Genomic DNA, 23,212 nt, shown 5'->3' with positions numbered 1-23,212 from the left:
TCCGGGGCTCTTTTCTGTCACGGCATGTGCAGGTCCAGGCGATTGCCCTGGGTGTGAGTCAGTCCGGGATTTACAGCCGGGTGACGGGTGTGCTATCCAATTCAGATACCGGGGCCGGATGTGACTCATTTCATAGGGCACGGCCAACGGATCGGGTAAGGTGATGTCAGAGTGCAGGCGCTTTCGGGGGGAAAAGGAACATCATGAGCAAAATCAAATCATCACCGCTTCTCGTTGCATCGATCATCGGTGTGGTCGTGGTGCTTTTTGTGTATCTTTTTTCCCTGACCGACCTTTATAAACGCATGGCCTACAGCGCCCAGGATTTCAGCCGGCATCACTGCGCCCGGAAAGACCTGGCCGATCCGGATATCGTGATGGTGGCCATTGACGACGCCTCCATCAGCCGGTTTTCCGAGAAATTCAATTTTCCCTGGCCCTGGCCCCGCCAGTTTTACGGCATCATCCTGGATTATTTCAAAAAGGCCGGGGCACGGACCGTGGTGTTCGATATGCTGTTTTCCCAGTCCGAGGTGGGACGCCTGGACATCGATGCGGCCGCCTCGGAGCAGGCTTTTGCCGATGGGGCCGCCGCCTTCGGCCGCACCGTTCTGGGTGAAAACCTCATCGACGCCCCGGGCCGGGCCCCTGCCACCGCTTCCGGATTGTCCATCGAAAACGGGGACGCCCTGCCTGCTCGGGAATACAGTGGCGTTGAACCGCTGATCCCGTCCCTTTCCCAAAGCGCCGCCGCCGTGGGCGTGGTGAATTTTCACGCCGACGAAGACGGGGTCTGCCGACGCATGCCCCTGGTGTTCAAGGCCGGCGGTGTTCTTCGGCCCCAGCTGTCCCTGGCCGCCTACCTGACGGCCGAAAACGACGCCCTGGTCGGCTACGATCCGGAGACGGGGGAACTGGTCACCCGGAAAAAGCGATTCCCCCTGGACAGGAACGGGTTTTTCCCCATTTACTGGTACGGCAAAGGCGGACCGGCAGGTAACGTGTACCGCTATGATTCCTTTTACAACGTGTTCATTGCCGCCACCCAGCTGATGGGCGGCCTGGAACCGGGCATTCCCCTGTCCGAGTTTGCGGACAAGGTGGTTGTGATCTGCGCCACGGCCGGAGGCCTGATGGATCTGAAGGCCACCCCCTTTTCCTCGACGGAGGCCCCCTACCCGGGCGGCGAGATCCATGCCACCCTGCTTGACAACCTGAAAAACGACCGGATCATCCGGGAAGACACCCTTTTGTGGACGGCGGTTCTGACCCTAATCCTCATGGTGCTTCTGGCCCATGTGTTTATCAGCCGTTCCCTGGCGGCGGCGCTTCCGCTGGCCGTCGTGCTCGGCCTCGGGGCCGTGGGGCTGAGCTTCTATCTGTTTTCTTCCCGCATGATCCATGTGGATTTCATCTTTCCGGTCCTTGCCGTGTTTCTGACCTCGGCCGCCGCCGCCATGTACAAGATGCTGACCGAAGGCCAGAAAAAGCGGCAGATCCGCTCGATTTTTTCGCGCTACCTCCACGAGGACGTGATCAATCTTCTGATGGAAGACCCGGAGAGGGTGGATCTCGAAGGCACCGAACTGGTGGGGACCGTGCTGTTCACCGACCTCCAGGGGTTCACCACCTTTGCCGAGGACAAGAGTCCCCAGACGCTGATCGAGGTGCTCAACCGCTATTTCGAGACGGTGACCAACATCGTCCTCGATCAGAAGGGCATGCTCGACAAATACACCGGCGACGGCATCATGGCGATTTTCGGGGCCCCCGTGGCCCGGGAAGGGCACGCCAAAAGCGCCTGCGAGGTAATTCTGGCCTTCCGGGACAAGGGGGTCAACGATCTGATCTCCTCCGAAGGTCCGAAAATCCTGACCCGTATCGGGATCAGCACCGGCCCCATCGTGGTGGGGAATCTGGGCAGCACCCGGCGCATGGATTTCACGGCCATCGGCGACACGGTGAATCTGTCGGCACGCCTCGAAGGGGTGAACAAGGCCTACGGCACCTTGAACATCATGAGTGAATTCACCTGGGAATATGTGAAGGACGATTATTTTTTCCGGGAGCTGGATTTCATCCGGGTCAAGGGAAAGAACAGGCCGATCCGGGTCTTTACCCTGGTGGACCGGCTCGAGGCCATGACGCCGGAAAAGCTGGCTGTGGAGGAGCGGTTCAAGGAGGCGATCGCCTGTTACCGGACGCGGTGCTGGGCCGAGGCCGTGACCCTGTTTGAGAAAGTGCTTGAACTCAACCCCGGCGACCCGCCGTCGCTTGCGTATATTGAAAGGTGCCGTCTGCTTCAGACCAATCCGGACCTGGTTGACGACCATGGGGTGTTTACCTTTAAAACCAAATAACGCTGGAAGGTGATTATGAAACGAACAGTAACGATCGGGTGTCTTTTGCTTGTGATGACCGCCCAGGCGGCCTTTGCCGAAAAGATCATGAACAACAACGTGTCGGTGCGCACCATGCCCGGCGCATTCTATCCCATCGTCACGGTGCTGAACGCCGGTGATACGGTCACGGTGCTCGATGCCCAGGATCCCTGGAAAAAAATCAAGACCGCCGGCAACCAGGCGGGATGGGTGTCGGCCAACGCCTTCAACGCGGTGGGAAGCGCCATCGATTACGGGGTTATGGCCCGTGAGAACCCCACGCGGTCCATCTCGAACATCATGGTGACCGCGGCGGTCAAGGGCTTTTTCGAAAACAGGATCAAGGACGATGCGGTCAACGCGGCGGTGATGGCCAATCCCTACACCCGGTACATCATGCCCAGCGACTATATCAGGTTCGTGAACGAGACCTACGCCGGACGCTGGAGCCGTGAGAAATACGCGAAGAAAAATGCCGTCCGCCGGGAAGGGGCCTTCCGTATCGACGAAAACCTGGTGGCCCTGTCCAGCTACATCTGCGGCCGTCTGGCGGCCCCCGGCCTTTCCACCAACGAGCCGCTCGTGCGCTACGTGAACAACGTGGCCCAGCTGATCATGGAAAACACCGAATTCTACGATCTGCCGATCTGTGTTCATGTGGTGAAAACCGATGCGATCTTCGCCAACGCCACCCCCATCGGGGTCATCATGGTGTCCGAGGGCATGCTGAAAACCATTCGCAGCGAAAACGAACTGGCCTGCCTTCTCGGGCATGAGATCGCCCATGTGACCCTCCATCACGGGGCGGCCGAATACACGATCCGCAAGCCCAAGTTCGCGGCCGAAGACGCTTTTGACGAATTGGGCGAGGAGCTTGGCGTGGACGAGGATGAGAAGGAGCTGGACGACCTGTGCGACGAGATGTACGAGCGGGCCATCCGGGGACGCAAGGCCGAATACGAGATGGCGGCCGATGAGCGGGGTATGCTTTACGCCAGAAGGGCCGGGTACAATCCCGCAGGCATGGCCGGCCTCCTCGAACGTCTGAAAACGAAAATCCCCGCGAGCCGGAATCCGGAAGACGCCAGCCACTGGCTGCCCAACGCCATGGACAAACGCATCGGAGCTCTTGAGCCCCTATTGTCCGGCAAATACAAAGATACCCGCCATTACGAAACCTTCCAGAGCCGCTATCAGCAGCAGATCCGATGACGGTCCGTGATCCGGGCCGGTTTGTGCGCCCCGCAGGGGGTGACAAACCGGCCCGGCCCATGCCCCCTGCCGTTGCCCTGATCTTTCGGGGTATTGATGTTGACACTTCCCATGTAAATAGGATATTTAGACCTGTTTGTTGTGGATTGACCCCATGTTTTTCCAGGGGTTCGGAATCACATGTCCGCCTCGGTCCGCCGTGGGCGTCTATCGCCCGCCAATCGGATATATAAATAGATGATTTCAAGGGTGAGTAATGGAAAACGAGAATAAAAACGATGTGATTGAAAAACGGAAAATCAAGAACGCCGAACTGCGTGAAGCCGGCGTGAACCTCTTCCCAAACGATTTTTCCGTCGAGCATACGATCCGGGAGGTGACGGAGGCCGTTGCCGCGTCCCCGGAACGGTTTGAAACGGACGGCCCGGTGTTCGTCCTGGCGGGCCGGATGATGGCCATCAACAAGATGGGCAAGTCCTCGTTCATCCGCTTCAAGGACCGAACCGGTCAGCTCCAGGCTTACATCCAGAAGGACAAGGTCGGCGATGAGGCCTATGATCTGTTCAAAAAGCTGGATATCGGGGATTTTATCGGTCTGACGGGAACGATGTTCCAGACAAGGACCGGAGAATGGACCCTGCTGGCCACGGAATTCCGCCTGGTCTGCAAGACGGCCCGGCCCCTGCCCGAGAAGTTCCACGGCCTGAAAGATCCGGAAAAACGCTATCGTCAGCGCTATGTGGACCTGATCATGAACCCGGACGTCAAGGAGATCTTCATCCGCCGGAGCAAGGTGGTCCAGGCCGTTCGGAATTTTTTGCTCGACCGGGACTATCTGGAGGTGGAAACGCCGATGATGCAGCCCGTTGCAGGCGGTGCCGAGGCCACGCCCTTTGTGACCCACCACAAAGCCCTGGACATGGAGCTGTACCTGCGCATCGCGCCGGAGCTTTATCTGAAGCGGCTGGTGGTGGGCGGATTCGAGCGGGTGTTCGAAATCAACCGGAACTTCAGGAACGAGGGCGTCTCGACCCGACACAACCCGGAATTCACCATGGTCGAGTTCTACCAGGCCTATGCGACTTACACGGATCTGATGGATCTGTCCGAAGCCCTGTTCCGCCATGTGGCCGAACAGGTCACCGGATCGGCCCTGGTGCATTATCAGGGTGCCGACATCGACTTTGCCAAACCCTGGACGCGGATTCCCATGATGGATGCCCTGGTCACGATCGGCGGGGTGGACCGCAGCATTCTGGACGACCACAAGGCGCTTCTGGCCTTTGCCGAGGCCAAAGGCATCCATATCACCAAGGCCGACCGGATGGGTAAGGTCATCACCAAGCTGTTCGATGAACTGGTCGAACCCCATCTGATCCAGCCGACCTTTATCACGGGCTACCCGGTGGAAGTCTCCCCCCTGTCCCGGCGCAGCGATGAAAATCCGTCCCTGACCGAACGGTTTGAGCTGTTTATCGCCGGTCGTGAGATTGCCAACGGGTTTTCCGAGCTGAATGATCCCGATGACCAGAAAGGCCGCTTTCTCCAGCAGATGGCCGACAAGGACGCCGGGGCCGAGGAAACCCACGCCATGGACCTGGACTACATCGAGGCGCTGGAATACGGCATGCCCCCCACGGCGGGGGAAGGTATCGGCATCGACCGGCTGACCATGCTGCTGACCGACGCCCCGTCCATCCGGGAGGTCATTTTGTTTCCGCTGATGAAAAAGAAATAAATCCGTTGCTTTTTTATACGAGGTCTTTTAATTTCATCTTGGCTTGGGGGGCAAGCTGACGTTCCTGCACGGATCTTGGGTTTTGGTTTTCAGGAATAGCGAGAGACAATCGACATCATTCAAAGGATTTTTTGCAGGATATCCATGGATATGCCCTATGAGTATTTTATCGCTTTGCGTTATCTCAAAGCCAAGCGAAAACAATCCTTCATATCCCTGATCACCCTTCTGTCCGTGGCCGGCGTGGCCGTGGGGGTCATGGCTCTGGTGGTGGTCATCGCCGTGATGAGCGGGGCCGAATCCGATTTCCGCAAGCGGATTTTAGGGTTTCAGTCCCACATCAGCGTGCTGCGCCACGGGGGCCAGTTCTCCGATTACGATTTCGTGGGAAAACAGATTGCGACGCTGCCCGGTGTCGTCGAGGTGTCGCCGTACATCAGCGGGCAGGTTCTTTTAAGGTCGGCCTACGGTGTGTCCGGGGCCTCGGTCCGGGGCATCCGTCCCGATGTGTCGGTCAAGGTCATCGAGGGGTACGATCGTCCGGGCCTGGAATCCGCCCTTGCGCCTCCTTCGGCGGCAGAACCGGAACAGCCGGTTTTGCCCGGCATGATCCTGGGGCAGGACCTGGCCATGAACCTCGGCGTGTCCGAGGGGGACGTGTTGTATCTGATTTCACCCAAGGGCATGATCTCGCCCATGGGCCAGGTGCCGTCCATGAGAAAATTCCGGGTGGCGGGCCTGTTCAAATCGGGCATGTACGAGTACGACGCCTTTTTTGCCTACATGAGCATCAAGGACGCTCAGCACGCCCTGCGCATGAACGATTCGGTGACCGGTGTGGATGTCTGGGTCGATGACATGTACCGGGCCTCGGAGATCAAACGCACCATTTTGTTGGCCGTCGGTACCGCCTACTGGTCCCAGGACTGGATGCAGATCAACGCCAGCCTTTTTTCAGCGCTCAAACTGGAAAAGGTGGCCATGTTCGTGATTCTGATTCTCATCGTCCTGGTGGCCGCCTTCAACATCGCCAGCACCCTGATCATGATGGTCATGGAAAAGACCAAGGACATCGCCATCCTGAAGACCATGGGGGCAAGCGACCGCAGTATCCGGAAAATCTTTGTGTACCAGGGGACCGTGATCGGCATGATCGGCACGGGGATCGGGGTGGCCCTGGGCCTTTTGATCTGTTATATCCTGATGCACTGGCGCATCATCGAGCTGCCCTCGGTCTATGCCTTCTCGACCCTGCCGGTGCTGCTCGAAGCCCGGGATGTGGTGGTGATCGCCCTCTCGGCCCTGGTCATCTGTTTTCTGTCCACCCTTTATCCGGCCTGGCAGGCCGCGAAGATCGATCCGGTCGAGGCGATTCGTTATGGTTGATGCTGTGGCTGCGGAAACGCCCGCCATTTCGCTTAAAGGAATATCCAAAGGGTTCACGGTGGGCGGCTATCAGGTGGACGTTCTTCGGGACGTGGATTTTGAGGTGGCTGCCGGTCAGACCCTGGCCATCGTCGGGGCTTCGGGTATCGGGAAATCCACCCTGCTTCATATCATCGGCACCCTGGAACGGCCCGATTCGGGTCGGCTGATCATTGCCGGACAGGATGTGTTCAACCTGGCCGACGACAAATTGGCGGTGTTTCGAAACCGGAGCATCGGCTTCGTGTTTCAGTTTCATCACCTGCTGCCGGAGTTTTCGGCCCTTGAAAACGTGGCCATGCCCATGCTGATCGACGGAACGCCCAAAGAGCGAGCCCACGCCGAGGCGGAAGCGATTCTCACCCGGGTGGGGCTCGGGCGCAGGCTGGTGAGCCGGGCCGGGGAACTGTCCGGCGGTGAACAGCAGCGGGTGGCCATCGCCCGGGCCATTGTCCGGAAACCCGGCATCCTCCTGGCCGACGAACCCACGGGGAACCTGGATCGCAAGAACAGTGAACAGATCCATGAGCTTCTCGACGAACTGAACCGGGAATACAACATGACCACACTGGTGGTGACCCACAACATGGCGCTTGCCGCTTATATGGAACGTCAGGTGACGTTGCTCGAGGGGGCCATTGTCCCCCATGATCCTGACGGTGATTCGGAGTTGATGTGATGGTAAAACGAGTCTTATGTGTGTTTGGCGCAATGATGATCGGCCTGCTTTGCGGCGCGGCGTTGGTGCATGCGGAAAGTGCAGCGCGGATCATGACGCTGCCCTTTGAGATCCATTCCCCGACCGACCTGTCCTATCTGAAAACCCAGGTGCCCTGGATCATTGCCGGGCAGCTTGAAAAGGACGGGGGCGTCATTGTCGACGCGGACAAGGAGGCGATAGATCCGACCCGCCCCATGTCGGCGGACGAGGCCCGGCGCCTGGGACAACGCGCCGGAGCCGACTACGTGATCTGGGGCAGTCTGACCCGGCCGGGCCGGCGCATCAGCCTGGATGTGAAACTGCTGGCCGTTTCATCGGAGACGGGTCCGGAGTACCTGTACGCCGAGGGCGAGGATATCGAAAATCTTCTGTCCACGGTCAACGCCGTGGCCCTTGACATCGGAACCCGGGTATTCGGATTCGAGTCCATCGCCGCCATCGAGATCCGGGGCAACGAGCGGATCGAGACGGACGCCGTGTTACGGGTCATCAAGGCCAAGCCCGGCGACCGGTTTCAGAAGGCGGTGCTGAGCGAGGACCTGAAGAGCATTTTTGCCATGGGCTATTTCGAGGATATCCGCATCGAGGCCGAACGGTCCGACGCGGGCACCCGGGTGGTCTTCACGGTCCAGGAAAAGCCCACGGTGCACAAGGTCAAGATCAAGGGTAACAGCGCCCTGGACAGTGAGAAGATCCTCAAGGAGGTGACCATCACCCCCGGGTCCATTCTCAACAGCTTCAAGATCAAGTCCAACATCCGTCAGATCGAGTCCCTGTATCAGGAAAAGCACTATCACAACACCAAGGTCACCTATAAAACTTATCCGCGTGAAAACAACCAGGCAGACCTGGAGTTCGTCATCGACGAAGGGGAGAAGGTCCTGATCAAGACCATCACCTTCGAAGGGGCCTCCGCGTTTACGGATAAAAAACTGAAAAAAATGATGAAGACCAAGGAGAAGGGCTTTTTCTCCTGGCTGACGTCCTCGGGGGTGCTGGACACCGCCGACCTGAACACCGACGTGGCGGCCATCGGCGCCGAATACCAGCGCCAGGGTTATATTGATGTCCGTATCGCCGAGCCGGTGGTCGAATACGAGGGCAACTGGATTTTCGTGACCGTCAAGATCGACGAGGGCCCCCGATACAAAACCGGAACGGTCGGCCTTTCCGGCGATATGCTCGAATCCCGGGACGACCTTCTGGCCCGGTTGTCCATTCCCAAGCAGGAGTACTGCAACCGGGAAATCATCCAGCAGGATGTGATGACGCTGACCGACATGTATTCGGACAAAGGGTACGCGGCGGCCTCGATTTATCCGCGTCTGTCGCGCAATCCCGACACCCTCACCGCCGACGTGGAGTTCGAGATCCGCAAAGGGGATCTGGTGCATTTCGACCGCATCGTCATCGGCGGCAACCTCGTCACACGGGACAAGGTGATCCGTCGGCAGCTCCAGGTCCATGAAAAGGAACTGTTCAGCGGCACCAAGATGAAGCGAAGCGTTCGCAACCTTTACCGCATGGATTACTTCGAGGACGTCAAGGTCAGCACCCAGCCGGGCAGTGAGCCGAACACCATGGACCTGATCATCGACGTCACGGAAAAACCCACCGGCACCTTCACCTTCGGCATGGGCTACAGCAGCCAGGACAAACTGTTCGGGACCCTGGCCGTGGCCAAGCGCAACCTGTTCGGCCGGGACCAGACCCTGAACATCCAGGGCGAGTTCGGGGACAACAGCAACAAGTACTCGATGAGCTTCATCGAACCCTGGCTGTTCGACATCCCCCTGTCCGCGCAGATCCAGTTCATGAACTGGGAGCGGGAGTACGATTACTACGACAAACAGACCCTGGGCGGGTCCCTGAAATTCGGGTATCCGGTCTTCGACTACACCCGGCTCTATGTGTCCTACGCCTATGAAATCAACGATATTTCCAATATCCAGCTGGGGGCCGACTACACTACCTATCTGCTCCAGGGCGAGTACACCACCCGCAGCGCCGGCAGTACCCTGCATTACGACTCCCGGGACCGGGCCTACAACGCCCAGGCCACCCGGGGGACCGACAGTGCGCTTTCCGTCGAGTATGCCGGCGGTCCGTTTGGCGGCGATATCTCGTTCACCAAATACAAACTGACCATGTCCCGGTATTTTCCTTTGATCAGCCGGTTTATCGGCCATCTTCACGGCGAGGGCGGCTATGTGCGTGAAAACAGCGACGGTATCCTGCCGCCCTACGAGAAGTTTTTCCTTGGCGGTATGAACTCCATCCGGGGCTTCGGCTGGAACGATATCTGTCTAAAGGAACCTTACACTTACATCGGGCCCGACGGCCCCGTGACCGATTATGTGGATGTGGGGGGTGAAAAATACGTCCAGTTCAACGTGGAACTGCTTCGTCCCCTGTTTTCGACCGAGGGGTTTCTCGGTCTGGTATTCTTCGACGCAGGAAACGTTTACGCCAAGGACAGCCATGTGGATTTCGATCATCTGAGACGCAGCTGGGGTTTTGGTATCCGGTGGTTTTCGCCCATCGGCCCCATCCGTTTCGAGCGGGGCTACATCATCGATCCCAGGCCCGGTGAGCCCAGCAGCGGAAAATGGGATTTCACCATGGGCGGAACCTTTTAACAAAGGACAGCGATCATGACAGCGGCATTCCGACACCTCACCCGGCGATCATCCGTCCGATGGGCCTTTGTCTGTGCGGCGGTCCTGGGTCTTTTCACGGCGCCGGGATTTGTAAAAGACAGTCGGGCCGCCGATGTGGCCCGGATCGGCGTGGTGGATTTCCAGCGGGTTCTGCGGGACTCCCTGGCCGGCAAAGCGGCGGCCGCGGCCTTAAGACAGAAACAGGACCAGCGGTCTGCGGATCTGACAAAACGCCGGCAGGAGATCGTCGATCTCAAAGCCGCCTTAGAGCGCATGGAACTTGTGGGCGATGCCTCGGACCGGGAGGAGAAGAAACTTGAGCTGACGCTGAAACTCGATGCCTTCAACGAGGCTGAGGCCGCCTACACGGCCGCCCTGAAGGAGATCAACGCCGAACGGACCGCAGGCATCCGTCAGGCCGTGTCGACCCTGGTTGAGGCCATCGGAAAAAAGGGCGGCTACCTGCTGATTCTCGAAAAAACCGACATCGTGTACGCCCCGGCGTCCACGGACATCACCGGCCGGGTGATCGAGGAGTACGACCGACAATACACGGGGGGGAAGTGATATGAGCATGACTCTCGCATCCATCGCCGAGATGCTTGGCGGCAGGCTCAAGGGCGATCAACACCATACGATCACCGGCGTCGCCGCCTTCGAACAGGCCGGGCCTTTCGATATCTGTTTTGCGGAAAGCGCGCCCTATCTGACCCGGATCGCCGATATCCGCGCCGGGGCCGTGCTGGTTCCCGACGATGCCGGGGACCTGCCGGGCAACGTGATCTATGTGGCCCACCCGCGCATGGCCTTTGTCCGTTTGTCGGGTCATTTCAATCCCGGACCCTGCGTCGAGCCGCGTATCCACGCCTCGGTCTGCCTGGGCCGTCAGGTGACCCTGGGCGGGCCGGTGGATCTGGGCCCCGGGGTGGTGATCGGTGATCGGGTGACGGTGGGCGATCGCGTCAGGATTTACCCCAACGTGGTCATCGGCGACGGGGTCATTCTGGGTGACGATGTGATCATCTATCCCAATGTGACGATTCAGGACCGCTGCGTGATCGGCAGCCGGGTCACCATCCATGCCGGGACCGTCATCGGCAGCGACGGCTTCGGTTTTGTCCCCGACGGGGAACGTTATCTGAAGATTCCCCACAAGGGGATTGTCCGCATCGGCGATGATGTGGAGATCGGCGCAAACAATACCGTTGACCGGGGAACCCATGGGGAAACCTGGATCATGAACGGCGTGAAAACGGATAACCTGGTCCATGTGGGGCACAACGTGGTGGTCGGTGAGAACACCCTGTTGGTGGCCCAGGTGGGCATCGCGGGAAGCGCCGTGATCGGAAACCATGTGATTCTTGCCGGACAGGTGGGGGTCGCCGGCCATCTGATTATCGGCAACAACGCGATCATCGGTCCCAAGGCCGGGGTTCTCAAATCGGTGGAAGAGAACGCCGTGATGTCGGGCATTCCGGCCATGCCCCACAAACAGTGGATGAAAGCACAAACCGTGGCGGCCCGGCTTCCTGAGCTTAAAAAACGCCTGGGCCGCCTGGAAAAGATTGTCAACGAACGGCAGGAAAAGGGGGAATGAAAGTCTATGTCCAAGGGAGTACAGATACATCCTACGGCCATCATCGATCCGTCGGCAGAGCTGGGGGACAACGTCACGGTGGGTCCGTATTCGATCATCAAGGGGGATACGATCATCGGTCCCGGCACCACCATCGCGTCCCATGTGGTCATCGACCAGTTTGTGACCGTGGGGCCGGACTGCACCATTTTTCAATACGCGTCCGTGGGTGCCGCGCCCCAGGACCTGAAATATCACGGTGAAAAAACCTATCTGAAAATCGGCCGGGGCACCGTGATCCGCGAGTTCGTCACCATCAACCGGGGCACCGGCGTGGGCGGCGGTATCACCGAGCTGGGCGAGGAAAACTACCTGATGGCCTACGCCCATGTGGCCCATGACTGCCGCATCGGCCGTCGGGTCATCCTGGCCAACAACTCGACCCTGGCCGGCCATATCGTGCTGGGCGACTATGTGACGGTGGGGGGGCTTGTTGCCATTCACCAGTTTGTCCGGGTGGGCGACTACGCCTATATCGGAGGTAAATCGGCCGTGGTCAAGGACGTGCCGCCCTTCGTGATCGCCGCAGGCGACCGGGCCCAGCTCCATGGTCTGAACAAGGTGGGCCTCCAGAGACACAATTTCTCACCCTCCACCCTGGCCGCCCTCAAGAAGGCCTACCGGATCGTGTTCCGGATCGGCCTGACGTCCACCGAAGCCGTGGAGAGGGTTCGTGCCGAAGTCGACCTGCTGCCGGAGGTGATCGCCTTTATCGATTTCATCAGCGCATCGAGCCGCGGGGTGACCCGGTGAACACCGTGACCGGGTCCCGATGACGCGGGGTTTGGCCCCGGGGGTGAGGAAGAACCCATGACGAGGATCGGTATCATTGCGGGGAACGGCCAGTTCCCCCTTCTGTTTGCACAGGCGGCCAGGGAAAAGGGTTACGGTGTCTTTGTGGCGGCCATCGCGGGTGAGGCGGACCCGGCCCTTGAACAGGCAGCCGACCAGCTGATCTGGATGCACCTGGGTCAGGTGAAGAAACTGCTGGGATTTTTCCGACGCCACGGGATCACCGACACCGTGCTGGTGGGCGGCATTCGAAAAACGCGGATTTTTTCCGATATCAAGCCGGATCTCAAGGCCGTGATGCTTCTGGCCTCCCTCCGGCATACGCACGACGACGGGCTTCTCGGGGCCTGTGCCCGTTTTTTGGAAAAGGAAGGCGTTACCGTTCGGTCGTCCACCTTTCTGCTGCCCGGGATTCTGGCCGAAGAGGGATGCTGGACCCGCCTCAACCCGACCCGGGCGAACTGGGCCGACATCCGCGTCGGGTTCCGGCTGGCCAAGGAGATCGGGCGTCTTGACATCGGTCAGTGTCTGGTGATCGGCGGCGGGTCGGTGCTGGCCGTGGAAGCCGTCGACGGCACCGATGCCACCATTCTTCGGGGGGGAACCCTGGCCCGGGGCGACGCGGTGGTCGTCAAGGTCAGCAAACCCAATCAGGACATGCGTTTCGATGTTCCCGCCGTGGGTCTGAAAACCCTTGAAACCATGCAGGCGGCGGGTATCCGGGTTCTGGTTGTCGAGGCGGGCCGGTCGGTGGTGTTCGACCGCGACGCCATGGTGGCCCTGGCCGATCACACGGGCATGATCATCGTGGCCCTTTCCGAAGACGAGGCGCCTGATGCCCAAAAAAAACGGTCGCATTGACGCGCCGTGATTCAAAGATCCCGGTTTATCCCGACGCGGGCGGTGGCCGGGTGACGCGAAGGACCGCTTTTTCATGAAAATCATATCCGAATTTTTCAGACAGAACCGATACCGGCATATCCTTGCCCTGATCCGGAAAAACCGGCTCAAGCTGGCCACGGCCATGGTCTGCATGATGGTGGTGTCCTGGACCACGGCGGTTCTGGCCTTTCTGATCAAAAATATCCTCGATGATATCTTCATCGCCAAGGACGAGATGATGCTGACCCTGATTCCCGTGGTGGTCATCGTCACCTCCCTGCTCCGGGGCCTGGCCGTTTTGGGCAAGGAATACCTGATGAATCATGTGGGTCAGAGCATCGTTATGACCCTTCGAAACGATTTGTACGACAAGATCCAGGACCTGTCGCTCAGTTTTTTCCAAAAGGAGAAAACCGGCGGGCTGATGTCCCGGATCACCAACGACGTGGCCGTGATCAAGGGCATGGTGTCCACGGTGGTCACCGGCGCCATCGAACACTGTTTCGCCATCGTGGGTTTGACGGTGGTCGTGTTTTACCGGGACTGGAAGATGGCCCTCATCGCCTTTGTGGTGGTGCCTCTGGCCTTTCTGCCCATTGTGCAGCTGGGACGGCGCATCCGCAAGGTCAGCACCGGCACCCAGGAATCGGTGGCCGACATGAATTCCTTTCTCCATGAGACCTTTGCCGGCAACCGCATCGTCAAGGCCTTCGGCCGGGAGGACTACGAGAAAAAGCGGTTTTTTCGCAAGTCCTACGGCCTGTTCCGCTATGAGATGAAGAAGGTCAAGGCCCAGGCCCTGTCCTCGCCCATCATGGACATCTGCGGGGGGCTCGGCATCGCCTTTATCGTCTGGTACGGCGGCAACGGCGTGGTTCGGGGCACCTCCACCACCGGGACCTTTTTTTCCTTTCTGACGGCGGTGTTTCTGCTGTACGAACCGTTCAAGAAGCTGACCAAACTCAACAACACGGTCCAGGAGGGCCTGGCCGCCGTGGACCGGGTGTTCGACATCATCGAGACCGAGTCGGACATCACGGATCCCGTGAATCCCCGGCCCCTTCCCCGGGGCAACCACCTGATCGCCTTCGACCATGTGTCGTTCAGCTATGGCGGGGACACGGTGCTCGACGACATCTGCATCACCGCACGGCCCGGTGAGGTCATCGCCCTGGTGGGCATGAGCGGCGGGGGCAAATCCACCCTGCTCAACCTGATTCCGCGGTTCTACGATGTGGGCGGAGGGCGGATCACGATCGACGGGCTCGATATCCGCGAGGCGTCCCTTGCCGATCTTAGAAGCCGGATCGCCATGGTCACCCAGGACGCCATTTTGTTCAACGAAAGCATTCGGGACAACATCGCCTACGGAAACCATGACGCCGACGGGGCCGCCATCGAAGACGTGGCCCGGGCGGCCTTTGCCTATGATTTTGTCATGAAGCTGCCCCAGGGCTTCGACACCCCCATCGGTGAGCTTGGGAGCCGCCTGTCCGGCGGCGAGAAACAGCGGATCTGCATCGCCCGGGCCCTGTTGAAAAACGCGCCCATCCTCCTGCTCGACGAGGCGACCTCGGCCCTGGACGCCGAGGCGGAAAAGGTGGTGCAAAAGGCCCTTGAAAACCTGATGGCCGGACGGACCACCTTCGTGATCGCCCACCGGCTCTCGACCGTGACCCACGCGGACCGCATCATCGTGCTGGTCCGGGGCCGGATCATCGAAGAAGGCACCCATGACGAACTTCTGGCCCGAAGGGGCGAGTATTACAGACTGCATGCCATGCAGTTCGCCGACACGGACGAAACATCACAGGAATGATCTATGAAAAGCACCCATGTTGCCCCCGTCGCCACCCTGATCCGGGATCTGACCGCCCGGGGCGTTGACCGCATGTCCCTGCTGCTCCGCCATTCGGCACGGCATTACGATGACGATATAAGGATGGAGCCTTTCATGTGCCTGACCGGAAAGGGGAGGGACATGGCCCTTGCCCTGGGCGCACAGCTGCCCTACCATGTCAGCGTGGAGTTTTTTTCAAGTTACATCGGCCGCTGCATCGAGACGGCCTACCTGATCGACAAGGGCTTTGTGCGGCAGGCCGGCGGGTTGACCTGCGACAACCGGGTGGTCGAATCCCTGGCGCCCTTTTATGTGAACGACATCAAAAAAACCGTGAATCTGGTGATGGAGCAGGACGTGTTTACCTTTATCCGGAACTGGATGGACGGCGTGATCGGCGAGAGCATCCTGATGAACGCCCGGGAGGCGGCCCGGCAGATGCTTCGCGTGCTGGTGGGCGGGCTCCGGGAGATTGATAAAAACACCCTCCAGGTGTCGGTGACCCATGACTGGAACATGTATCTGATCAAGGAGTACGTCCTGGGTCTTTCCCATGAACAGTGCGGCAAGGTCGACTACCTGGAAGGGGTGGTGCTGTTTCCGGACGGAGACACGGTCTATGCGGTCAATCACCAGACGGGGCCTGTGGCCCTTTCCATGGAGTTATGATGAAACGCATCATCACGCTTCTTTGCCTGCTTGCGGCGCTGGGCCTTTCCGGCTGTGCCAACGGCCTGTTTTATCATCCCAATGACACGATGTATATGACGCCTGCGGATTCGGGGCTGAGCTATGAGGACGTCGCCTTTGAAGCCGGCGACGGAACCCGTCTCCACGGCTGGTTCATTCCCTCCCGGGGCCCGTCCTGGGTCACAATCATCCACTTTCACGGCAATGCGGCCAACATGTCGGCCCATCTGAAATATGTCAGCCCGCTGGCCTATCAGGGCTGCCAGGTGATGATGTTCGATTACCGGGGCTACGGCGCCTCTGAAGGCCGGCCGTCCCGGCGCGGTCTGTTCGAGGATTCCATGGCAGCCCTCAATTATGTGCTGAGCCGGAGCGATGTGGACCCGGACCGGGTGGTGCTTCTGGGCCAGAGCCTGGGCGGGGCCAACGCCGTCGCCGTGGCCGCCGCGGCCGGGGAGGGCGCCGTCCGGGCGGTGGTGGTCGACAGCACGTTCTACTCCTACCGCAGCATCGTCCGGGACAAGATCGGTCAGATTCCCCTGCTTCGGTGGTTCAAGACGCCCCTGTCCTATGTGATGGCCACCGACTCCTTCCATTCCGGCGACCTGATCGGCCTTCTGTCGCCCATCCCCGTCCTGATCATTCACGGCACCGACGACGAGGTGGTTCCCTATGACCATGCGCCCCGCCTGTTCGACCGCGCCCGCGACCCCAAGACCCTTCTGACCGTCGACGGCGGTCGCCACATTTCCGCCCTGACCGTCCAGGGTTACCGTTATCAGCCCATGGTCCTGGATTTCTTCCGGGAAGCCCTGAGCGGGCAATAAATCATAGTGAACCCCGGCTCCCGAATCGAATCCGGCTTTTTCCGGCCGGAACCGGTGTGAAACAAAACGAAATAATCTAATTGGTACGGCCTTGCTTATTCGGAAAAGAACCGGTGGTTGACCATGGATAACACTATGTAATAACAGACAGTTGATCAGAAATTGTTTTTTTCGCCGGAAGGCGGAAAAAAGCAAAGTTCAATTGACAAACCCCTCGGGCTTTCTTTATAATGGCTCACAATTTTCAAACAAAGATCTTGTTGTTTCACACCGTCATGTGAATCCAAAGCCCAGACCAACCGTATTCATGAGATGACCTTAATCCGAGCGACCGTGACCCAGTGTTGCCGTCCTGCCATCCAACCCTTTTTTTGTTGTTGTATAAAACGGCAAAGGAATGATTATATCGTGAATGACATCGCCGAAGCGCGGGCCTCGCTCCAGGAGGCCATGAATTTTTTGGGAGCCCTGGCCGGCGGGATCGAGCAGGCCATCGGCCAGTCGGCCAACAGCATTTCCTTTCTGGCGGGCAAACGCCTGGGCATGCAGTTTTCCGAAGGGGCGCCCGCCACAACCGACATCGTCGAAGCCCTGGAAACGATCCGGGATGTGCTGGTGAAATACAACTGCCTCTGGCATTTCGAGCCGTTCAAGCCCCACGACCGGCCCTCGCTGGTTCTTTCCACCGGAAACGGAGAGGAAATTCTCCTTGCGTTCAGCGACTGCATGATCCGCCAGTCCCTGTTCAGATTCGGGCACAACCAGAAAGGCTCGCTTTGCAACATGATGAACGGGTTCTTTTCCGGAGCCATCCGGAACATCATGGGTGTCGACTCGACCCTTGAGATCATCCACGCCGGGGAAAACGCCTGCCTGAAAAAACTGGTGGTGAACCGGAACAGCGATTCCGGCGAAAAAAAAGACGATGGCGAGGTGACCCCATGAGCGACAACGCGGCGAAAAAGCCGGTTACCGTGAACCTGGAATGGCTGAGCGACTGCGGCGGCTGCCACGTGGCCGTGGTGGACCTCCACGAGAAAATCGAAAAAGTGCTGGACGCGGTGACGATCCAGCGCTGTCCCGTTCTCACGGACATCAAGGGATACCCGAAAGCCCGGGTTGGCCTGGTGTCCGGCGCGATCCGGAACGAGCACGACCGGCACGCCGCCGAGGCGATGCGAAAAAGTTGCGATCTGGTTATCGCCTGGGGTTCCTGTGCCGTGTACGGCGGCATCGTGGGGGCGGGCACGGTCCACAGCCGCAGCGACATCTTCGATACGGTGTACGTGAACGGCAAGACCACGGCCACCCACACCGGTCCCTCGGTGGAGGTGGCCTCCTTTGAAAAGATGGTGATGCCCATCGACGAGGTCATCGACGTGGACATGTACCTTCCCGGCTGCCCGCCCCATCCGGCCTTCGTGTTCGACGCCCTGATCTCTCTGGTGGAAGGCCGGGCGCCCAAAGCCGGCAAACGCTCGGTGTGCGCCCGCTGCAACCGGATCATGAAAAAAACCGAGATCGACCGGATCAAGAGCAGTTCCGAGGGCATTCCGGATCCCAGGCTCTGTTTTCTCAGCCAGGGCTACATCTGCATGGGCAGCGTGACCCTGGATCGCTGTCTGGCCCCCTGTCCCACCAACGGGGTGGTCTGTACGGGCTGCGCCGGAGCCACCATGCAGGTGTTGACCGAACCCAACCGGGACATCCGCACGGAAATCGCCGACAGGATGTCGCGCCTCACCCGGATTCCCCGGCAGACCATCATCCGGGAGATCGAACGGACGGCCAAATCCCACTATTCCTACACCATGGCGTCCACCATGATCGGCGACAAACCCACCTTCCTCATCAACAAATGGCTCAAAGACGCGGAGGCCGGCTATGAATAGAACCATCACCATCGACCCCGTGACCCGGATCGAAGGGCACGCCCGGGTGTTTTTGAACATCGGCGACGACGGGTCCCTGGCCTCGGCCGGTCTTGTGGTCAACGAACTCCGGGGCTTCGAACGGATTCTCGCGGGCATGGAGGCGGACCGCATGCCCCTGATCACCGCCCGGATCTGCGGCGTCTGCCCGGCGGCCCACCATCTGGCCGCGTCCAAGGCCCTGGATAATGCGGCCGGCGTCACGGCTCCTAAGGCGGCTCTGCTTCTCCGGGAACTGCTGTGTCTGGGACATCTGATTCACTCCCACGTGTTGTCGATCTTTGTTCTCGAAGGGCCGGATCTGGTGTTCGGTCTGGCCTCGGACCCTTCGGAAAGCAACGTGGCGGGTATTGTGAGGGCCAATCCCGAGCTTGCGAAAAAGGCCCTGCGCTGCCGGAGCCTGGGTCAGAAAATCGGGGAACTGGTTGGCGGCCGGGGCATTCATCCCGTGACCTCGGTGGCCGGAGGCGTCTCCTTTGTCCTGGACAGTGAAAAGAAAAGCCGTCTTCAATCCTGGATCGAGGAAATCAACATCCTGGTTCCCGAACTGGCCGTGGCTGCCAAGGAGCTGCTGCTCCGCCTCATCGACGCGCATCCTTCCCTGATGTCGGACTGGGTGATTCCCTCTTGGCATGTGGGCACGGTTCAGGACGGGAACATCGCCATGCTGAACGGAACCCTGAGGGCCGTGGACGCGACGGGCGGCGTGACGGCCGAATTCCCTGCCGGAGACTATGAAAAATACATGGAAGAAACGGTGGTGGACTGGTCGTACATGAAGGAGGTCCGGCTTCTGTGGGAGGGAACCCGTCACGATTACAGGGTGGGCCCCCTGGCCCGGGTGAACCTGGCGGAGGGATTCGGCACCGAAGCGGCGGATGTCGAACTGGCCTCGCTGCGGAAACTCGGTGGCGATCCCTGTCATGCCGTGGTCTTCCAGGCCTACGCCCGGGTGGTGGAAATCCTGTACGCCGCCGAACGGGCGCTCCAGATCATCACCGACCCCGGGATTCTCGGAGAAACCCGGGTGCCCGTCACCTTCAGGGGCGGCCGGGGCGTGGCCCATGTGGAAGCGCCCCGGGGCACCCTGATCCACGACTATGAGATCGATGAAAACGGCATTGTCCGAAGCGCCAACCTGATCGTGGCCACCCAGCAGAACTACGTGTCCATCAACCGGACCATCGAGAAAGCCGCCATATCCCATGTTCTGGGAAAATCGGACGACGCCGTGCTGTTGAACGCCGTTGAATTCGGCATTCGCTGCTACGATCCCTGTCTGTCCTGCGCCACCCACGCCTTGGGGGCCATGCCCCTGGATATCGTGGTGATGCGGGGGGGCGATATTGTCCGAACCGTAAGGAGGAACCGTTAATGGTGGAGATTCAGCTGCACGAACCGTCCTGCCGGGGCTGCGGCCTTTGCGCCGACATCTGCCCCACCTTCGTCTTCGACTACGACGAGGGAAAAAACCTGGCCCTCATCCGCCGTCCCGAGGACTGCATCGCCTGCCTGTCCTGCGCGTACATCTGCCCGTCGGGGGCCATCACCCATGCCGATTACCATGTGGTGAAAAACTTTTACCGGGACCAGACGTTCTGCGGAAAAATGGAGAAATTTCTATGAGCAGTCAAGCCCTTACCGATCTGACCCTCGAAGACCACAGGGCCGCGTTCACGGAAGTGGCCTTTCTCACGGATATTTTCGCCGCCACCATCGACAACATCATGGGCGGGGCCACCTCGTCGGTGGGCCGTATGGCCGGACGGGACACGGCCAGGAAATACCCCGTGTTTTTGGAGAATCCCACGCTCGAGGACGGGGTGGCCGTGGTCCGGAAACGGATGAAGGCCGGATTCGGCATTACCCTGGAAAAAGAAGGCGACGACACGTTCATGGTGTTCGACCGCTGCATCATCCGGGACATCTGTCGCCAGAGGAACCTCGCCATGGGCCAGGCCCTCTGCCGACTGTTTCATTTCTATCTGGACGGGGTGGTGGACGAGCTGATCAACCGGCCCGTGAAATCGGACATCGACCGCTGCGGTGAAACATGCCGGACTCGGATCAGAATCCAGTGACCGGCGGCAGGCCGACCACCCTGGTGGTCTGCATCGGCAACGACCTGGTGGCCGATGACGCCATCGGCTACGACATTTATGAGACCTTGAAGACCCGCCCCCTTCCCGGGCATGTGCGGCTTGAATACGCCGCCGTGGGCGGCCTGTCGTTGCTGGATCGGTTCACCGGCGATGAAGACAGCCTGATCGTGGTGGATGCCGTGGCCTTCGGGGCCGAGCCGGGTACGGTCCACTGCCTGGCCTGGGACGAGATCCCCCGGTTCAGTCGCTCGTCCATTTCCGTCCACGACGTGGGGCTGAAGGACACCATCGCCATCGGCCGGGCCCTTTATCCGGAAAAAATACCGCCGAAGATCCGTCTCGTGGGGATCGAGGGGCGGTGTTTCAACCGGATGCGCGAGTTCATGACACCCGAAACGGCCGCCGCCCTGAAACCTGCGGTGGAATGCGTCCTTGATATGATCATACAGGAGACATGAGGCTATGAAAACCGTACAGACTCCCCTGCAACGCGTCGATAAACCGAAATCCGGCGCCAGCGACGAAATCCTCCGTCTGGCCGAAGCCATGGTGAACGGCGAGCTGGACGAGCGGGGCAACCCCGATGATTTCGAAGGCGAGGACCGGCAGCTGATCACCCTGGTCAACCGTATGCTCGACGCCCTGGTGACGCCTCTTCGGCTCGCGGCCAGCGCCATCGACCAGATTTCCCACGGCACCATCCCCCCCTTTCTGATCGACGATTACAAAGGCGAGTACAACGACCTGAAGCTCAACCTCAACACCCTTCTGGCAACGCTCTACGGACTGCATAACGAAACGAACAATCTGATCGAGAAAATCAACGAAGGAAGGCTGAGGACCCGGGGCAACGACTGGGATTTCAGCGGCATCTGGCAGGACCTGATCCGCGGGGTGAACGGAACCCTGGACGCCGTCACCGACCCGGTTCAGGAAGCCGGAGACGTCCTGTCGAAACTGGCCGCCTACGATCTGAGGGCCCGGATGAAAGGCCGTTACAAGGGTGAGCACGCCATGATCAAACGGGTGATCAACGGCACGGCCAATTCGCTTCATTCCGCCATCGCCCAGGTGGCCGAATCGGTGGAAAGCGTGACGGAGGTGGGCAACCGCATCGCCATGAGCAGTCAGAGCGTGGAGCAGGGGGCCGCCGACCAGAACCGCCAGGTTTCCGAAGCGTCGAAAAATCTGGCCCAGATTTCCGAAAGCTCCGGCGTCACCTCGCGAAACACGGAAAACGCCAGAAAAACGGCCCGGCAATCCGTCGAGGCGATCACCGCCGGCAAAAAAGCCATGGAACGGATGCTGGTGACCATGGACCAGATCCGGGCGGCCGCCGAAAACACCACGGCCATCATCCAGGAAATCGACGCCATCGCCAAGGAGACCGACGCCCTGGCGTCCAGCGCTGCGGAAAAAGCCGCGGTCATCCGGTCTTCCGCCGCCGGTTTCGACGTGGTGGCCCTGGAGATCCGGAATCTGGCCAAGCGGTCCAATGAGGCGGCCCGGCGCCTGGATGATTTCGGAGAAACGTTCAGGAACCAGTCGCGTGAGGAAGGTGAAGCCGCTCTGGCGGACCTGGGCAAGGAATTTCGCGCCATCATCGACGAACTGCTCAGCGTGTCGAGAATTTCCCACAATCTGGGGCTGAACGCTTCGGTGGCGGCGGCCCATGTGAGCGTCACCGGAGACCGGTTCGAAATCATGACCGAGGAAATCCGGCGGTTCGCCGCACGCTCCACGGACGCGGCCCGCCGCACCGAAGGCCTGATCCGGGAATCCGTGGAAAACGCCCGAAGGGGTGAAGAGATTTCACGGGAGATCGACGGCCGGCTGGCCGAAGCGGTCAGCGGCGGAGCCGTCATCAGCCGGATGACCGATGACATTTCTGCAGGAAGTCAGGCACAGGCCCGGGGACTGGACGAGATCATCAAGGCGGTGGACCAGATCGATCAGGTGACCCGGCTGAACACCGTCATCGCCCGGGAATCGGCGGAGTCGGCGCACATTCTGGAAACGGAAACGCAAAAGCTCAGCCGGATGGTCAGCCAGTTCCGCATCGAACGCTGACGGTCTGGATGAGACTGTCATATGCGTTGACAAAGGGCCTCGGTTCTACTATCATAATCCATCTTTTTTCGGTTTTGTCCGGTAGCCCAGAGATAAATTCATGAGATATTCGTAATTCAATGCCATTATCTTTAAAAATTCTTGTTATACCGGTGATGGGCACGCTGCGCTTTTCCCCCCCCCCCCCCCCCCCCCCCCCGGATGGGCAAAACACCACACGCCCCCCCCAATCCTTAGCGAACGACCTTTACTCCCACCTCCCCTTCCCCCCCCCCACCCCCTCCGCACATCCCCCCCGCTCGGGG

Annotated in this window: 20 protein-coding genes; all 20 read left to right on the top strand. The window is 59.8% G+C overall.

The window, feature by feature from the left end; genetic code table 11:
* Nucleotides 1-203: 203 nt before the first annotated feature.
* The 20 genes from ACYQ11_RS20780 to ACYQ11_RS20685 all read left to right on the top strand — a co-directional run bounded on the left by ACYQ11_RS20780 (nt 204) and on the right by ACYQ11_RS20685 (nt 22,907).
* Complete coding sequence (locus ACYQ11_RS20780; protein WP_459925750.1) at nt 204-2,360, top strand: CHASE2 domain-containing protein; 2,157 nt, start codon at nt 204-206, stop codon at nt 2,358-2,360.
* 15 nt (nt 2,361-2,375) lie between these two features.
* A complete protein-coding gene (locus ACYQ11_RS20775) occupies nt 2,376-3,593 on the top strand; it encodes a M48 family metalloprotease (protein ID WP_459925749.1) in 1,218 nt (405 codons plus the stop codon).
* 256 nt (nt 3,594-3,849) lie between these two features.
* Nucleotides 3,850-5,331, top strand: coding sequence for a lysine--tRNA ligase (gene lysS, locus ACYQ11_RS20770; RefSeq protein WP_459925748.1), 1,482 nt, complete (start codon nt 3,850-3,852; stop codon nt 5,329-5,331).
* Between the two features lie 144 nt (nt 5,332-5,475).
* Nucleotides 5,476-6,717 (top strand): lipoprotein-releasing ABC transporter permease subunit, encoded by a 1,242-nt coding sequence (locus tag ACYQ11_RS20765; protein WP_459925747.1) that lies wholly within the window; start codon nt 5,476-5,478, stop codon nt 6,715-6,717.
* A complete protein-coding gene (locus ACYQ11_RS20760; protein WP_459925746.1) occupies nt 6,710-7,435 on the top strand; it encodes an ABC transporter ATP-binding protein in 726 nt (241 codons plus the stop codon). Before ACYQ11_RS20765 ends, ACYQ11_RS20760 begins: the two co-directional genes overlap by 8 nt.
* The gene (gene bamA, locus ACYQ11_RS20755) at nt 7,435-10,116 is read left to right on the top strand and encodes an outer membrane protein assembly factor BamA (protein WP_459925745.1); all 2,682 of its coding nucleotides are present in this window, start codon (nt 7,435-7,437) and stop codon (nt 10,114-10,116) included. The genes ACYQ11_RS20760 and bamA overlap by 1 nt, the downstream gene beginning before the upstream one ends.
* A 15-nt stretch (nt 10,117-10,131) precedes the next feature.
* Nucleotides 10,132-10,704, top strand: coding sequence for an OmpH/Skp family outer membrane protein (locus ACYQ11_RS20750; protein ID WP_459925744.1), 573 nt, complete (start codon nt 10,132-10,134; stop codon nt 10,702-10,704).
* 1 nt (nt 10,705) lies between these two features.
* Complete coding sequence (gene lpxD / locus ACYQ11_RS20745; RefSeq protein ID WP_459925743.1) at nt 10,706-11,734, top strand: UDP-3-O-(3-hydroxymyristoyl)glucosamine N-acyltransferase; 1,029 nt, start codon at nt 10,706-10,708, stop codon at nt 11,732-11,734.
* Nucleotides 11,735-11,740: 6 nt separating this feature from the next.
* The gene (gene lpxA / locus ACYQ11_RS20740) at nt 11,741-12,526 is read left to right on the top strand and encodes an acyl-ACP--UDP-N-acetylglucosamine O-acyltransferase (RefSeq protein ID WP_459925742.1); all 786 of its coding nucleotides are present in this window, start codon (nt 11,741-11,743) and stop codon (nt 12,524-12,526) included.
* A gap of 57 nt (nt 12,527-12,583) precedes the next feature.
* Complete coding sequence (locus tag ACYQ11_RS20735; protein ID WP_459925741.1) at nt 12,584-13,426, top strand: LpxI family protein; 843 nt, start codon at nt 12,584-12,586, stop codon at nt 13,424-13,426.
* A gap of 73 nt (nt 13,427-13,499) precedes the next feature.
* Nucleotides 13,500-15,266 carry an ABC transporter ATP-binding protein gene (locus ACYQ11_RS20730; RefSeq protein ID WP_459925740.1) on the top strand — a complete coding sequence of 589 codons (1,767 nt, stop codon included), beginning with the start codon at nt 13,500-13,502 and terminating at the stop codon, nt 15,264-15,266.
* Nucleotides 15,267-15,269: 3 nt separating this feature from the next.
* On the top strand, nt 15,270-15,956 hold the full coding sequence (locus ACYQ11_RS20725) for a histidine phosphatase family protein (RefSeq protein WP_459925739.1): 687 nt from the start codon (nt 15,270-15,272) through the stop codon (nt 15,954-15,956).
* Nucleotides 15,953-16,804, top strand: coding sequence for an alpha/beta hydrolase (locus ACYQ11_RS20720; protein ID WP_459925738.1), 852 nt, complete (start codon nt 15,953-15,955; stop codon nt 16,802-16,804). The genes ACYQ11_RS20725 and ACYQ11_RS20720 overlap by 4 nt, the downstream gene beginning before the upstream one ends.
* Before the next feature lie 408 nt (nt 16,805-17,212).
* Nucleotides 17,213-17,749: a hypothetical protein gene (locus ACYQ11_RS20715; protein WP_459925737.1), complete on the top strand. Its 537-nt coding sequence runs from the start codon at nt 17,213-17,215 to the stop codon at nt 17,747-17,749.
* Nucleotides 17,746-18,696, top strand: a complete 951-nt coding sequence (locus ACYQ11_RS20710; RefSeq protein WP_459925736.1) for an NADH-quinone oxidoreductase subunit B family protein — start codon at nt 17,746-17,748, stop codon at nt 18,694-18,696. The genes ACYQ11_RS20715 and ACYQ11_RS20710 overlap by 4 nt, the downstream gene beginning before the upstream one ends.
* Complete coding sequence (locus ACYQ11_RS20705) at nt 18,689-20,110, top strand: Ni/Fe hydrogenase subunit alpha (RefSeq protein ID WP_459925735.1); 1,422 nt, start codon at nt 18,689-18,691, stop codon at nt 20,108-20,110. The genes ACYQ11_RS20710 and ACYQ11_RS20705 overlap by 8 nt, the downstream gene beginning before the upstream one ends.
* Nucleotides 20,110-20,361 carry a 4Fe-4S dicluster domain-containing protein gene (locus ACYQ11_RS20700; RefSeq protein WP_459925734.1) on the top strand — a complete coding sequence of 84 codons (252 nt, stop codon included), beginning with the start codon at nt 20,110-20,112 and terminating at the stop codon, nt 20,359-20,361. Before ACYQ11_RS20705 ends, ACYQ11_RS20700 begins: the two co-directional genes overlap by 1 nt.
* Nucleotides 20,358-20,816: a hypothetical protein gene (locus ACYQ11_RS20695; protein ID WP_459925733.1), complete on the top strand. Its 459-nt coding sequence runs from the start codon at nt 20,358-20,360 to the stop codon at nt 20,814-20,816. The genes ACYQ11_RS20700 and ACYQ11_RS20695 overlap by 4 nt, the downstream gene beginning before the upstream one ends.
* On the top strand, nt 20,789-21,295 hold the full coding sequence (locus ACYQ11_RS20690; protein ID WP_459925732.1) for a hydrogenase maturation protease: 507 nt from the start codon (nt 20,789-20,791) through the stop codon (nt 21,293-21,295). The genes ACYQ11_RS20695 and ACYQ11_RS20690 overlap by 28 nt, the downstream gene beginning before the upstream one ends.
* 4 nt (nt 21,296-21,299) lie before the next feature.
* On the top strand, nt 21,300-22,907 hold the full coding sequence (locus tag ACYQ11_RS20685; protein ID WP_459925731.1) for a methyl-accepting chemotaxis protein: 1,608 nt from the start codon (nt 21,300-21,302) through the stop codon (nt 22,905-22,907).
* The last annotated feature ends 305 nt before the right edge of the window (nt 22,908-23,212 follow it).

It is taken from the genome of Desulfatiferula olefinivorans (assembly GCF_054657895.1).
This window is presented reverse-complemented; position numbering and strand designations above follow the sequence as displayed.

Coding starts and splice junctions, on each gene's coding strand:
- ACYQ11_RS20780 (WP_459925750.1), top strand. CDS start 204: ATGAGCAAAATCAAATCATCACCGCTTCTCGTTGCATCGATCATCGGT.
- ACYQ11_RS20775 (WP_459925749.1), top strand. CDS start 2,376: ATGAAACGAACAGTAACGATCGGGTGTCTTTTGCTTGTGATGACCGCC.
- lysS (WP_459925748.1), top strand. CDS start 3,850: ATGGAAAACGAGAATAAAAACGATGTGATTGAAAAACGGAAAATCAAG.
- ACYQ11_RS20765 (WP_459925747.1), top strand. CDS start 5,476: ATGGATATGCCCTATGAGTATTTTATCGCTTTGCGTTATCTCAAAGCC.
- ACYQ11_RS20760 (WP_459925746.1), top strand. CDS start 6,710: ATGGTTGATGCTGTGGCTGCGGAAACGCCCGCCATTTCGCTTAAAGGA.
- bamA (WP_459925745.1), top strand. CDS start 7,435: ATGGTAAAACGAGTCTTATGTGTGTTTGGCGCAATGATGATCGGCCTG.
- ACYQ11_RS20750 (WP_459925744.1), top strand. CDS start 10,132: ATGACAGCGGCATTCCGACACCTCACCCGGCGATCATCCGTCCGATGG.
- lpxD (WP_459925743.1), top strand. CDS start 10,706: ATGAGCATGACTCTCGCATCCATCGCCGAGATGCTTGGCGGCAGGCTC.
- lpxA (WP_459925742.1), top strand. CDS start 11,741: ATGTCCAAGGGAGTACAGATACATCCTACGGCCATCATCGATCCGTCG.
- ACYQ11_RS20735 (WP_459925741.1), top strand. CDS start 12,584: ATGACGAGGATCGGTATCATTGCGGGGAACGGCCAGTTCCCCCTTCTG.
- ACYQ11_RS20730 (WP_459925740.1), top strand. CDS start 13,500: ATGAAAATCATATCCGAATTTTTCAGACAGAACCGATACCGGCATATC.
- ACYQ11_RS20725 (WP_459925739.1), top strand. CDS start 15,270: ATGAAAAGCACCCATGTTGCCCCCGTCGCCACCCTGATCCGGGATCTG.
- ACYQ11_RS20720 (WP_459925738.1), top strand. CDS start 15,953: ATGATGAAACGCATCATCACGCTTCTTTGCCTGCTTGCGGCGCTGGGC.
- ACYQ11_RS20710 (WP_459925736.1), top strand. CDS start 17,746: ATGAGCGACAACGCGGCGAAAAAGCCGGTTACCGTGAACCTGGAATGG.
- ACYQ11_RS20705 (WP_459925735.1), top strand. CDS start 18,689: ATGAATAGAACCATCACCATCGACCCCGTGACCCGGATCGAAGGGCAC.
- ACYQ11_RS20700 (WP_459925734.1), top strand. CDS start 20,110: ATGGTGGAGATTCAGCTGCACGAACCGTCCTGCCGGGGCTGCGGCCTT.
- ACYQ11_RS20695 (WP_459925733.1), top strand. CDS start 20,358: ATGAGCAGTCAAGCCCTTACCGATCTGACCCTCGAAGACCACAGGGCC.
- ACYQ11_RS20690 (WP_459925732.1), top strand. CDS start 20,789: ATGCCGGACTCGGATCAGAATCCAGTGACCGGCGGCAGGCCGACCACC.
- ACYQ11_RS20685 (WP_459925731.1), top strand. CDS start 21,300: ATGAAAACCGTACAGACTCCCCTGCAACGCGTCGATAAACCGAAATCC.